Source organism: Planktothrix prolifica NIVA-CYA 540, from assembly GCF_963864145.1.
GTDB classification, from domain to species: domain Bacteria; phylum Cyanobacteriota; class Cyanobacteriia; order Cyanobacteriales; family Microcoleaceae; genus Planktothrix; species Planktothrix agardhii.
Window position 1 is genome coordinate 2,018,087 of sequence record NZ_CAWLTW010000001.1, and the last position, 13,535, is coordinate 2,031,621.

11 protein-coding genes are annotated in these 13,535 nt (G+C 40.1%); 3 read left to right on the top strand and 8 right to left on the bottom strand.

Annotated elements, in window-relative coordinates:
* Positions 1–42: 42 nt before the first annotated feature.
* From AC559H_RS09315 to AC559H_RS09350, 8 genes are all read right to left on the bottom strand, one after another.
* Positions 43–1,629: a mechanosensitive ion channel family protein gene (locus AC559H_RS09315; RefSeq protein ID WP_026794389.1), complete on the bottom strand. Its 1,587-nt coding sequence runs from the start codon at positions 1,627–1,629 to the stop codon at positions 43–45.
* Positions 1,630–1,727: 98 nt separating this feature from the next.
* Positions 1,728–3,059, bottom strand: coding sequence for a 5-histidylcysteine sulfoxide synthase (gene ovoA, locus AC559H_RS09320; RefSeq protein ID WP_026794390.1), 1,332 nt, complete (start codon positions 3,057–3,059; stop codon positions 1,728–1,730).
* 45 nt (positions 3,060–3,104) lie between these two features.
* On the bottom strand, positions 3,105–4,229 hold the full coding sequence (locus tag AC559H_RS09325) for a mechanosensitive ion channel family protein (RefSeq protein WP_026794391.1): 1,125 nt from the start codon (positions 4,227–4,229) through the stop codon (positions 3,105–3,107).
* A 171-nt stretch (positions 4,230–4,400) separates the two neighbouring features.
* On the bottom strand, positions 4,401–4,562 hold the full coding sequence (locus tag AC559H_RS09330) for a ribbon-helix-helix protein, CopG family (RefSeq protein ID WP_141292963.1): 162 nt from the start codon (positions 4,560–4,562) through the stop codon (positions 4,401–4,403).
* A gap of 544 nt (positions 4,563–5,106) precedes the next feature.
* Positions 5,107–5,862, bottom strand: coding sequence for a metallophosphoesterase family protein (locus AC559H_RS09335; protein ID WP_026789054.1), 756 nt, complete (start codon positions 5,860–5,862; stop codon positions 5,107–5,109).
* A 45-nt stretch (positions 5,863–5,907) separates the two neighbouring features.
* The gene (locus AC559H_RS09340; RefSeq protein ID WP_026789053.1) at positions 5,908–6,651 is read right to left on the bottom strand and encodes a DUF1995 family protein; all 744 of its coding nucleotides are present in this window, start codon (positions 6,649–6,651) and stop codon (positions 5,908–5,910) included.
* A gap of 229 nt (positions 6,652–6,880) precedes the next feature.
* Positions 6,881–8,053 (bottom strand): cysteine desulfurase family protein, encoded by a 1,173-nt coding sequence (locus AC559H_RS09345; protein WP_026794392.1) that lies wholly within the window; start codon positions 8,051–8,053, stop codon positions 6,881–6,883.
* An 81-nt stretch (positions 8,054–8,134) separates the two neighbouring features.
* Positions 8,135–8,536, bottom strand: a complete 402-nt coding sequence (locus AC559H_RS09350; protein WP_026794393.1) for a DUF7682 family zinc-binding protein — start codon at positions 8,534–8,536, stop codon at positions 8,135–8,137.
* 458 nt (positions 8,537–8,994) lie between these two features.
* Between AC559H_RS09350 and AC559H_RS09355 the strand changes: the two genes are divergently transcribed.
* The 3 genes from AC559H_RS09355 to AC559H_RS09365 all read left to right on the top strand — a co-directional run bounded on the left by AC559H_RS09355 (position 8,995) and on the right by AC559H_RS09365 (position 13,494).
* Positions 8,995–10,650 carry a DUF655 domain-containing protein gene (locus AC559H_RS09355; RefSeq protein ID WP_036834028.1) on the top strand — a complete coding sequence of 552 codons (1,656 nt, stop codon included), beginning with the start codon at positions 8,995–8,997 and terminating at the stop codon, positions 10,648–10,650.
* Between the two features lie 228 nt (positions 10,651–10,878).
* Positions 10,879–11,973 (top strand): sensor histidine kinase, encoded by a 1,095-nt coding sequence (locus AC559H_RS09360; RefSeq protein WP_026794395.1) that lies wholly within the window; start codon positions 10,879–10,881, stop codon positions 11,971–11,973.
* 144 nt (positions 11,974–12,117) lie between these two features.
* Positions 12,118–13,494, top strand: coding sequence for a cation:proton antiporter (locus AC559H_RS09365; protein ID WP_026794396.1), 1,377 nt, complete (start codon positions 12,118–12,120; stop codon positions 13,492–13,494).
* Positions 13,495–13,535: the final 41 nt, after the last annotated feature.

The window sequence follows — 13,535 nt, forward strand, 5'->3', positions numbered from 1 at the left end:
TCGCTACATTTTAAGATTTATAACATCCCCAATAATACCCAATTAATCTTCACTACTTTTAGGGTTAGCCGGAAGTAGAATCCGTTCTTGTAACAAGGTATCCATAAAATTCTTTCGCAAAATACGCTGAATCTGAAGATGTTTTCCGGGCTTGACTTTGGTTAATGTCCGTAACAATAAATTAGACTCGCTCAGACTTTCTACGCCATCAATTTGTGTGAGTTCGAGTATATCTGTAGAATTGGCTTTTAACTGTTGTCCTACCTCCTCAATAACTTGATAAACATGAGCCAAATTAGAATCATAAGGGACGCTAACATCTACTACTGCAAAAATATATTGTTTGGAATAATTGGTAATTGAACCCATATCACCATTGCGAATAATTTGTAATTGACCATTAGGATGTCGGATGCGGGTTGTTCTCAATTCTATCGCCTCCACCGTACCCTCTACTACTTTTTCTTCGGCTTTCCCCGCTTCAATATAATCACCGACTAAATAGTAATTTTCAAACAGAATAAAAAAGCCACTGACGATATCATTAATTAGGGTCTGGGCTCCTAAACCCACAGCGATACCAACGATACCCGCACCTGCTAATATGGGAGTGGGATTAATATCAAGGGTATAAAGAATGAAAATTCCAACGGTAAAATACACTAAGTATTGCAATAAACTCTTAAATAAGGGAATTAGAGTTAAGCGTCTACTTCTTTGAATTTCCGTCAAATTCTGCTCTTTAAATACAACTTCTTCTACCAGTAAGTGGATGACTTCAGATAACACCTGACTCAAGAAAACTATGGCAATAATCTTAATAATTCGTAGACCAAAAGTAGAGAGTTGGGCGATTAATTGGATTTGTTGTGTTACTAATGTGGCAATGCAGACATAGATAACAAATTCCAGACACCGTTTTAATAATGGAATCAGGTGTTGGAGACGAGCATAAAATCGCAACAGGTTATCCGAGTTGGAGTATTTGAGAGTGAGAATATCGAGGGTATCGACAATGGCGGCGACGGCTTTTAGGATCAGTAATCCGACTGCAATAATTAGATAGATTCGCAGTGCGATATAGAGATATTCAGAAATGATTGCAGGTAATTTGAGAAATTGAGTACAGGAAATTATTACCCACAGCCATATTCCGCCTCGAACTCTTTGATAAAGGGCGGTAAAGAAAGCATCTATACTTTCATCGTCGGCGGTGCTTCTTTCAATGTTTTTGGCGCGAGTGCTGGCTATTTTTAGCCAATATTTCAGCAGTTTAAGGGCAATTATGGCTACAATAACCGCACCAATACTTTCAGCAATACCAATGCCAAAGGTAATCCAAAATCCTGGGGGAATACGGCTAATTAAATTGAGTGTATATTGTTGAATATTTTTACCTTGATATAGCAAAAAACTATTCGCACCGACAATTACAATACACAACACTAAGCCAATCAATACAAACAATCGGGTGATGTTTCGACGCAGGTTTTTAAGTCGAGAATCGTCACTTTTAAATATTGAAAATTTAACTAATAGTTGGGATGAATTTCTAACTAACGCAATCAAGACTAGGAAAATAATGATCACTAGGCTGACTTCAGCCAAGATAATTAATATGTCGCTCATTTCGTTTTCAGAGTCAAGAGTTTAATAGACTATTTACTGATAACTGCTAACGGGTAAAGACGCGCCATGGCACGTCTCTACACTGATGACTGTATTAATTAAATATCTTGAACGATCCGAAAACCAGCGTGTTGATAGAAATTGGGACGAAACCAATTGCGGTAATATTTTAAAGATTCCGTGCCATTTGTTATCCAACATCCCCCTAACATCATTTGATGTTGGGTATCAAAAAAGATAGCAGAATTATCTTCATACAAAAAATGGGGTTCATATCCTGAAAGGGGGTTTAAATTATCACTCAACCATTCCCAAACATTCCCCCGCAAATCATAAAGTCCAGAGGGACTTTTGGCAGTTTCTAACATTCCGACGGGACTCGGTGAACCGAATTTTAAATTGAGATTATAATGGTCTACATCTTCTACTAAACCATTACCATAAGTTGCTAGATTGTACTCAGCTTCACTCATTAAACGAGTATCTTTACCTTGCCAACGACAATAAGCCATTGCTTCATAATAATTGACTTCCACAGGCCAATCTAAAGGTAAATCAATTTCATCAAACTGGGCGCGATATTTATAACTCCCATTTTGTGAGATCCAAAATTTTGGATGTTGGATATTATTTTCAGTTTTCCATTGCCAAGATTTTTCATCCCAATACTCTTGATTTCCATAGCCACCCGCCTTAACAAAATCCAGAAATTCGCTATTGGTAATTAGATATTTACTAGCTAAAAAAGGTGCAACTTCAACGGTGCGTGACCCATAATCAATATCCCAACCATAGGTGGAATCATCAAAATCTTTGCCAAGTTGGGCAATTCCCCCGGCAACTTTGAGCATTTCATTCTCTGGAATATAACTTTTAGAAGGTGCATATTTCCAGTTTGAGGGGCGTTTGACTCGCTCTAGGGGAAGCTGGCGAAATAACATCGAAGATGTCTCGACATGAATGCGCTGGTGTTCAATTCCCATGATTAAGGCCCACAGGGGAGAATCGGGAAGAATCGGCAGAGTAATCGGCGTTTTTTGAATTAATTCTGATAGGATTTTATAGGCTTGTTCTCGATATTCCCAAGCTGAGGAAACTTCTGGCCATTCCATGTGGGCGATCGCTTGATTTAACTCCTCTGGTATTTCGGGATCGACGCCAACTCCAAACAGAATTTCGTAGTCCTGATTCAGACATTTTTCTAATAATCCCACCTGAACTAATTTATTGATATAGAAAGATGGCGAATGTCCCAGATAAAAAATTAACGGATTTCTCAAAGGGTCGGGATTCAGATAAAATGTGTCTTCCCCGACTAAACTTTTTAGGAGCATATCTTCGAGTTGCCAAGCCTCCTGAAAATAATTAATCAGGGTTTGGCGATCGCAACAATTAAGTTGAGGAGGACAATTAGATACGACAGTGTTCATAGTTAATGGGAATAAAGTTGGTTAGACTGAATAGAATTGCTAGATTTAATTGTTCGCAGCTTTCTGACTTTGTTTATAGTTTTCGGGATCGGTTCGGAGATCCACATACAAGAAATCGATACCCTCTTGTTCTAGCATTTCTAATATAGCTAGGTTCAAATTTTTCTCGGCATCAAAGTAGAGATTATCATCATTAACAAAGGCAACAATGTTAATCACACGGGCATTATTTTCAATCTTGCTAAACCGAACAATCATCTCTTTAGATAACCCCGGAATAGATGGAGGCATTTCTCGAATAGCATCGCAGATTCTGGCGGTTTGCTTGGCTGAAATACCATCAATTTTGAGGGTTAAACTAATACCCCACTTTAACTCATCACCCGGATTTTGTGACCAATTTTCTACGATTCCAGTAATCATCCTGGAGTTGGGCATTTTCACAATTGAACCCCATTGATAGACATGGAGAGTTGTAGTTCTAAATCCAATACTCATGATCTGCACAAAACCCTGTAATCCTGAGACTGAAACCCAATCTCCTTCTCGATAGAGACCATCAGAATAGATAATAACTGTACAAAACCAGTCATAAACAATATCTTTCAACAGCAAACCCAAAGTAATCCCAGCACCCCCTAATAGACCCACGAGTGCCGCTGCTGATTGTCCTAAAAATATCTCACTGACTTTAATTGTGATGACGATAATTGCTGTCGATTGAAAAATCTTGGGCATCAATGGTCTGAGTAACTCATCGAGTTCGGTTTCAGTCCGCAGCACGACGTTAGCAATTAGCTGCCCGAAGATCGAAGCACTGCGATAAATCACATAAGCAACGATGAAAAAAACAATTAAGTTGAGAACTTTAGTAATTGCTTCGCTCAATTGTGGCCCAATATTTGTCGCCAGAATCTCCTTGACGAGCCAAAATCCACCAATCAGAATCAGCCAACTTAAGGCGGGTTTGAGAATCGCAATTAATTCATCATCGAGTGTACTCTCGGTTTTTCGGGTTAAATACTCAATGCGTTTAATAATTGCTTCGATCAAAAATCGTCTGAATACCTGTGTTATTGTCAGGATCAGAATGACTAGAAGAATTTTGCCCACGGGGACACCTGAAACATCAATATTGATGTTTTTTAGGGTGTTTAAAAATTGTTCCATAATTAGTTTGCTTCCCGATATACTGTTGACAGGTGATTGCCCAATATTCTGGAGGCAATCACCCTAGTGCTTCCCTTGTCGGAAAACTTACCATGATTTAGAGAAAAGATTAGCTGATAACATAAAAAATCAACAATACTTTACAACAACCTCGCACAAAGCCCACGCACTTCAGTCGTGGGATGTAGTGCGACCCCCTTTAGGGGGTGTGAGGGTTTTAATGTAATCCCTAAGAACTTCAGCCATTGATAATCCTTCTGATTCAGCATGACTTTTGAGACGTTCATATTCTTTCTCGTTAACATTAAACTGAATTTTCTTTTCCCTTGACATACTCTATTTAAGACTCTATTATCAGAGTATAGCAAGGATGTTCCTCGCTTATCTGGTCAGATGTTCTGACCTCCTTAAAAACAAGTTGTCAATGGCGAGAAAAAGGCAACCACTGTGATTATCCCTATTGACTACAGAAAGCTCCGAAAAATCTTGGCAGAGCCAAAGACTGTAATAGTCGTAGCCGTCAATTGGGACGAGGTACTTGGCATTCCTCAGAGTCTCGTACTCTCCTCTAATATTGCTGTGAAGCAATTCTGGAAACAGTAGGGGGCAACTCCATGAATACCGAGCAATCGGGGCTAGACAGGAGAATCCCACGCGGTTCACCCGTGGGAGTGTCAATTCTGCAACATCACTATAGCAATCCTAAATCAGTTGTAATATTTCCATCTATCTCGACCTCTCCCAACCCTCCCCTTAGTAAGGGGAGGGCTAGGGTGGGGTTCTATATTCTGATCGCAAATCATTTAAGATTGCTATAGCTCGTGGTTGCAGCTTTTTAACATACGGATTCTTTTTCTAAAAACTTCTTGCCACATCTTTATGGTCTAACATAACCCAATCGGGCCAAGAAAGAGGGCGGTTTTAAATGGGTAACAGCCCGATTTAAAGGTAAAATCCGAATTTGATTATGGTGCATCACATTCACTTGATACACCTTTTTATTCGTAATATCTAATCCCGTTAACCAACCACTTTTTGCGTGATAAACTCCCGTATCAATTCCTAACCATCCCTGACCTTGAACTAACTGTCCCGGTTCAATGCCATCAAAAGTAAAGGTAATGGTATGACCAATAATAATTAATTTATCAGCAAAATATGGTTTGGGGATATTATGAAATTCTCGCCGTATCCAACAAAATTCTTCCTCATTTTGTTCTTTAATTGACATTTTGGGATGCACCCCCGCATGAACTAGCCAAACATCCCCTAAATCTAAATATAGAGGTAAAGAAGCCATCCAATGCACGTCATCCCTGGGAATAATTCCTAAATCCTGATAACTGGTAATGGTCGTTAAACCGCCGCTATATAACCAAGCCTGCCAAGCTTGAGGATTTTTCCCTTCATCGGGCAACGCATTTAACATCAGTTGTTCATGGTTGCCCCGTAAACATTGATAGGGACTATTTTTGACAAAATTAACCACTTGGGCACTTTTAGGGCCACGATCAATTAAATCCCCTAAAAAATAGACCTGATCATTTGCATTAGGAGCAATACGATCTAATAGGGTCATTAACCCATCATAATGGCCATGTACATCACCAATAACAATGCGTCGAGTCAGCATTTTTTATTTAATTGCACACACATAAGGTGTTCTTCAAACTGGAAATTATCGACTTAAGGCGCGAATAAAACTCTGAAGTCCAGATAAAACACCTTTTTTGGGCCGTTGTACAGATTGTGTCACTGACGAGTCACCTCCGGGGGTCGCCTGTGCCAAAATCAGATCCAACTCATCGCCGACGGGTTTTGTCGGTTGTTCAGTAATTAACTGGTACTGTCCATCCACTTCTAACCAAACTTCCCACATTGAAGGATAACAACGCCTGAGTGCTGCACCTTCTAGGGACTTAAGGTAATAGCAAGATTCAATGGTCTTGATAAACCGTTCTCGCAACTGACGAGCAGCATATCCTATTCCTATAATAGCAATATCTTCTAGTTTTGGATTAAGTAAAATTACTGGGCGATCTCCGGCTAATTGAGACAATTTTTCCATCTGTGCCACTTCTATCGCAGAAGGAGATACCACTAAAAATTGCTGATCTTCGGGTTGTAAACGAGTTTCTACCGGAGAACGAGAAGTCCCTAAATCCGTGACTCGAAAAGAGGTTTCTCCCCAGTCCCGACGGGCTAAAGCGGCGGCTCCGGTATCGGGAAATAAGACGACTAATTGATTATCGGGTTTTTGAATAACGGGAATAAATTCTAGGGCTATAGATTGGGCTTCGAGTTCAATTTCAGGAAAAACTAATTCAATTTGAATTAATTTATAACCATCATCTAAAGCGGCTTTAGTTGCTTGTTTGGCTTGTTCAATGGCTGCTGCTAAATTGTTGGGCAATTCTGGCATAATTTTAAATTTATTAATGATTAACTGTTGTTGAAAAATAGGTTGATTATCCCCCTAAATCCTCAGAAAAAAGAGGACTTTTAAGTCTATTTCCCCGCTTTTCAGTCTAAACCCCTATGTTTATCCTGGTTTTGATCCCCCTAAATCCCCCTTAACAAGGGGGACTTTGAAGTCTATTTCCCCCTTCTCAATGGGGTTAGGGGGGATCTCCTGGCTATATAGAAGTTCCCTAACATCTTGCTAATGCTACACAGGGAATCAAACGCTTGAGGACTTGTTTCACAACCATTGCTGTCCAATCAATATCAGCTTCGGTGGTATCCCGTCCCAGGGTAAAACGAATCCCACCTAACGCGGTGATTTCGTCATATCCCATTGCCAATAAAATCGGACTGGGACTGAGTTTACCACTACTACAAGCCGAACCTGCACTAATGCCAATTCCGGCTAAATTCAGTTGACGGACTAGGGTTTTTCCCGTCAAGGTGGTGGGGTTGATGTGTTTTGGGGTAAGACAAAAACTAACATGATGGGGTAAACGATTTAAAGGATCGCCTATGGGTAATAAATACGGCACATCGGCTAATAAGTCAAATAGGCGATCGCGTAATCTAATTAACCGAGAGGTTTCTGTCACAATATCCTGGGCTGCTAATTGGCAAGCTAACCCAAATCCAGCCAGGATGGGAACAGCCTGTGTCCCTGAACGCAGTTGAAATTCCTGCCCCCCTCCGGCTAACAACGGAGTTAACCGTACCCCTTCCCGCACATATAAGGCTCCGGCTCCTTGGGGGCCATACAATTTATGACTGGACAGGGATAATAAATCAACGGGTAACTGCTGCATATCCAGGGGTAAACGTCCTGCGACCTGTACCGCATCGGTATGAAATAAAGCCCCGTGAGCCTGGGCAATTTTGCCTAGGGTTTCAATCGGTTGCAGGGTTCCCACTTCACTCTGGCCATAAATAATCGAGACTAACACCGTATTTGGTTGAATCGCCGCCTGTAAGTCCAGGGGGTGAATCCGTCCGTAACTATCGACGGGTAAGCGAGTAATTTGCCATCCCGACTGTTCTAGGAGTTTCGCAGGTTCAGAAATAGCCGAATGTTCCACCGCAGAAATAATCAGATGTTGGGGTTGGGAATATTGACGAGCGACCCCCATAATGGCTAGATTATCGGATTCGGTTCCCCCGGAGGTAAAAATAATTGATTCCGGTGGAGCGTTAATCAGATGGGCCACCTGTATTCTCGATCGTTCTAAAATCATCGCGGCTCTGTTACCCCACTCATGAATACTAGAAGGATTTCCCCAATTTTCAGTCATCACCGTTTGCATTAGGGTGATCACTTCTGCACGGGGGGGAGTGGTTGCGCTATGATCGAGGTAAATTTGCATAGATTTTTATCAATCAAAAGTTGAGTTTTGTTTTCCGCAAGCACAATTAAAAATTGTTAAAATTGAAGGTGTTTAAATGAATTAATCTCCTGGTTTACAAACGTTATAATCTTCATGAGAAAGAACTTTTTGCGGAACGAGTAAATTACCGCTATCTTGACAAAGCATTCGATAATTTCGCGTTACGGGAATACTGATAATAAAACGATTATGGCGCAGTCGCTTGCCTCCAAAGTCCCGATAACTTTTTTGGTCACTTAAGCCCGCCAGAATAGTTCTGGCTTTAATCACGACATAATCGGGTAAGCCTCTGAGATCAATGATATCCTGAGTAAAAGAGGCTTCCCATTCTAGTTTTTTGGTTCGTTTGTCCTCAATGGCCTGACTATGGGAATCCTTTGTCACCTCTTGTTGATTACAACGATGACAGATTTTCCCATATCCTTTATGGCCACAGGGAAATGTCCTCTTTCGTTTTGGCATAGCAGCACAGCAGTGAGGGTGATTACCCGCGCCTACAAGCTCTGAGCAAGTGCTTACGGCGCTGACAGACTGTTACATCTTTTTCCGTCGGTGGCTTGGCAGAAATTAAGTTAATCTCGTCCTATTAATAGATTACCTGAATCATGAAGCTAGGCAATGGGCAATAGGTAATGGGTTTTAGAAAAATGGGCAATGGACAATAGTTATTGATTTTTTGATTGTTATCTAAAATCTCGGTTAAAAATCAATGTCCCCGAATTGAGTTTAAGGTCTATTCTGATAAGTAGTTACACAAAATAAATTACCTAGTTGAGAGAGGGAACACCGGAACAGCCCCCCAAACCTGCCGTGCACGGGGGGCTAGGGGGGAGAGAACAGGGTGGAGGATGTGTAATTAATTTTGTTTAGGTACTTATTACAATCATTAGTTAATATAACAGAAAAGCCCCGATTTTTTTATGGTCGTGCGTCAACTTGTCAAGATATCTTTGCGGATCAGTTTAACTCTATTATTAACTTTGGGTCTGGATGCTTGTGTTAAAACGTCATCTCAATCGGTCTTAAAACCTCGTTTAGAACCCCTTCCTCAAGATCCTTTAATTGCGGTTTATTTTAATCATTCTGAAGCATCAGTTTATACGGAACCCTATCGGAATATATCTCGATTTGGAGATAATTTAGAACAAATTATTATTGATAGTATTAATCAATCTACATCAACAATTGATGTCGCGGTTCAAGAGTTTCGTCTACCGAATATTGCTCAAGCATTAGTTGAACGTCATCAAGCTGGGGTGCAGGTACGAGTGATTTTAGAAAATAATTATCGCCGTCCCTGGGGTCAATTTACACTTACTGAAATTCAGCAGTTACCTGAACAAGAACAGAATCGATATCAAGAATTTATCTTACTAGCTGATTTAAACCAGGATGGAAAAATTAGCCCGGAGGAAAGTCAACAACGGGATGCTTTAATTATCTTAGAAAAGGCTGGGATTCCGATTATTGATGATACTGAAAATGGTTCTAAAGGTACGGGGTTAATGCACCATAAATTTATGGTAGTAGACAAAAAAACTTTAATTGTCACTTCTGCTAACTGGACAACCAGCGATGTTCATGGAGATTTTCAGACCATAGAAAGTCTAGGAAATGCCAATAATTTATTAAAAATTGAAAGTTCAAAATTAGCAAAATTATTTTCCGAAGAATTTAACTTAATGTGGGGGGATGGAGTTGGCAAAAAAAAGGATAGTCTATTTGGGATTGAAAAAACTTTTCGCGGGGTGCAGAATATTTCAGTTGGTAATACTCCGGTAAAAGTTCAATTTTCTCCTACTTCTCAAAAACAACCTTGGCAAAATAGCACTAATGGTTTAATTAATCAAAAATTACTGAGAATTAATCAATCCTTTGATTTCGCTTTATTTGTTTTTTCCGCCCAAGATATTGTTAATACTTTAGAAAGAAAACATCAAAATAACGTCTCAATTCGGGGATTAATTGATCCGAGTTTTGCCTATCGTTTCTATAGTGAAGGTTTGGATATGATGGGAATTTCTTTAGTTAATAAGTGTCGTTATGAATCGGGAAATAATCCTTGGAAACAGCCGATTTCAACCGTAGGAATTCCTAATTTACCAGAGGGCGATCGCCTACATCATAAATTTGGAATTATTGATGGTAAAATTGTAATTACAGGTTCCCATAATTGGACAGAAGCCGCTAATACCCAAAATGATGAAACTCTAATTGTAGTAGAAAATCCAACAGTTGCGTCTCATTTTCAGCGAGAATTTGAACGTTTATATCAAAATTCCGCCCTAGGGATTCCCAATTGGCTATTAACAAAAATCGAAAAAGATTTAAAAGCCTGTGGCGATTCTGTTGTCTCTCAAACCCCTTCTGCAAAAGCAAATCTAACTACTAAAATTAATCTAAATACTGCTACTCAAGAGGAGTTACAAACCTTACCCGGAGTCGGGGAAAAGTTAGCTAAAAATATTATAGCAGCTAGACAGAAAAAACCCTTTACTTCCCTAGAAGATTTAGATCAGGTATCTGGTTTTGGGCCAAAATTATTAGAAAAAATTAGCGATCGCGTTATTTGGTAAACTAGAATGGGCAATAGTCAACAGTTATTACTGTACAGCTACCAATTAAGATGTTTGACAATACTAAACCTTGTAAAAAGGGATAACCTACTGTTTGCTTGTTCCCTGTTCCCTCCCCCCCTAGCCCCCCGTGCACGGGGGGTTTGGGGGCTGTTCCCTAGCTGGGTTTATTTGTGATTGAGGTGATTAACAAATATTTAATAAAGCCCTGAAGGGCTTACTACTGATATGAATAAAATCGGTTTGCGAGGGCGTTTATTTTTATCCCATTTGTTAGTAATGTTAATTGGGGTAACATCCTTAGTAATTATTGGAAAAATATATTCTCCTAGGTTTTTCGTCAGTAATTTAGAACAACTCGAAGGCCCAGGATTTCGGTTACAATATATTAGAACTCGTCTGGTTAAAGGTTTTGAAATAGCCTGGAACCGTAGCACCTTTTGGTCAGTTTTAGCCGGAACAACCGCCGCCGTCGGACTCAGTTATTGGTTAACTAAACGTATTACTAAACCCTTAACGGAAATGGAAGAAATTACCCAGAAATTTGCTTCAGGGGAATGGTCAGAACGAATGTCTTCTAGTGATATTCCCGAATTAAATCAATTAGCTATGAGTTTCAATCAAATGGCGGCTAGTTTACAAAATGTTGAAAAAGGTAGACGGGAATTGATTGGTGATTTAACCCACGAATTAAGAACTCCTTTAACTATTGTTAGAGGATATTTAGAAGAAATAGCCGACGGAAATATTGCCCCTTCCCCAGAAATTTATCACCAATTAGCTAAAGAAACAAAACGTTTAGAAAGGTTAGTGAATAACTTACAGGAACTCTCGAAAGTCGAATCCGGTTATTTACCCATCCATCAAAAACCCGTTAATTTATATCCTTTATTAGTATCATTAGTACAAAAGTTTTCCGATCAAATCTTAGAAGATGGGCCGATTATTCAGTTAGAATCCTCACCGGATTTACCTTTAGTTTTAGCCGATTTAGATCGAACCGAACAGATTTTAGTTAATTTATTAGGAAATGCAATTTGTTATACAGAAACCGGAACCATTACTGTTAAAATAGGTTATGACTTAAACTTTTTGTGGATTGGGGTTATTGATACCGGAATTGGCATTTCTCCCGAAGATTTACCCCATGTTTTTGAACGGTTTTGGCGGGCTGACCGTTCCCGTTCTCGACATTCCGGGGGAACCGGAATTGGATTAGCTATCACCCGTCGGTTAGTGGAATTACAAGGGGGAAAAATTACGGTTTCCAGTCATTTAGGACAAGGTAGTATTTTTAGATTTTCACTTCCTTTGGCTAAATAATCCTTAATATTTAGAGTTTAAACGGGTATATATTGATTTTTCCCCTCCCCCTTTCTTAATATCCCTATTTTCGGTAAAGTGATTGGGTTGAGTTATCTGGAGCTAACTGTGGATCTAGTTACAGGATTTTTCTCGCTAGACTCTATGTTTTCAAGCTGGGGATTAAATTTCTTGCCGATTTTGGGGACAGCAACGGAAGCCCATCCTCCCGTTGAAGCAGAATCAGCGATGGTACTACTGGGGGTTTTACTTAGTTTAATCGCTATTTTTGTAGCCAGTAAAGCGGGGGGAGAGTTGGCCAACTGGTTGGGATTTCCGCCAGTTTTGGGAGAACTGCTTGGAGGCGTAATTATTGGGATTTCTGCCCTGAATTTAGTGGTTTTTCCAGAAGGCGGTATTGATAGTTCTCACTCTGTAATTATCAGTATTCTGGAAAAAACAGCCGGGTTAACTCCCGATACGGCAGAAGCAACTTTTAAAGCTCAAAGCGAAGTTTTAGAGATTTTATCGGAACTTGGTGTCATTATTCTATTGTTTGAAATTGGTCTGGAATCCAATATTCAACAACTGCTGGCTGTCGGAATTCAAGCCTTTGTTGTCGCTTCTTTGGGGGTTGTGATTCCCTTTGTGGCGGGAACAGCAGGATTAATGATTGTTTTCCATGTTCCTGTAATTCCGGCGGTTTTCGCGGGTGCAGCATTGACCGCTACCAGTATCGGAATTACCTCTAGGGTGCTATCAGAAATTGGTTGTTTGTCTACCCAAGAAGGTCAAATTATCTTGGGTGCGGCGGTAATTGATGATGTCTTAGGAATTCTAATTTTAGCTGTTGTTGCCAGTCTCGCAAAAACAGGTGAAGTCGATGTTGCTAATATTATCTATTTGATTATTAGTGCCACCGTTTTTATTGTCGGTGCAATTGTTTTAGGTAAGTTTTTTAACGGGACTTTTGTGGCTCTGGCCTCACAATTTAAAACCAGGGGTCGGGTTGTAGTTCCGGCGTTAATTTTAGCGTTTACTCTAGCCTATATTGGCGGCGCGATTCACCTGGAAGCAATTTTAGGGGCATTTGCAGCCGGGTTAGTGTTAGATGAAACTGAACCCGGTAGGGAGTTAGAAGAACTAATTAAACCCATTGCAGATGTAATTGTTCCGGTATTTTTTGTGGCGGTGGGGGCAAAAACAAATTTAGGGGTTTTGAACCCAGCAGTCCCTGAAAATCGGGAAGGGTTAATTATTGCTACCTTTTTGATTGTGGTGGCTATTGTGGGCAAAATTGCCGCTGGTTGGGGGGTATTTGGTTTGGATAATCCCAACCGTCTTGGAATTGGCGTCGGGATGATTCCGCGAGGAGAAGTGGGATTAGTATTCGCGGCTGTTGGTTCGGCTAGTGGTGCATTATCTCCCGCGTTGGATGTGGCAATTATTCTGATGGTAATTATCACAACTTTCTTAGCGCCTCCTTTACTGCGAATTGTGTTTAAAACCGACACTCCGCCGCCATTATCCGAAACAACTTAAGGTAATTAAAGATGGTTTTATGCCGTAGTCAAGAATTAAAG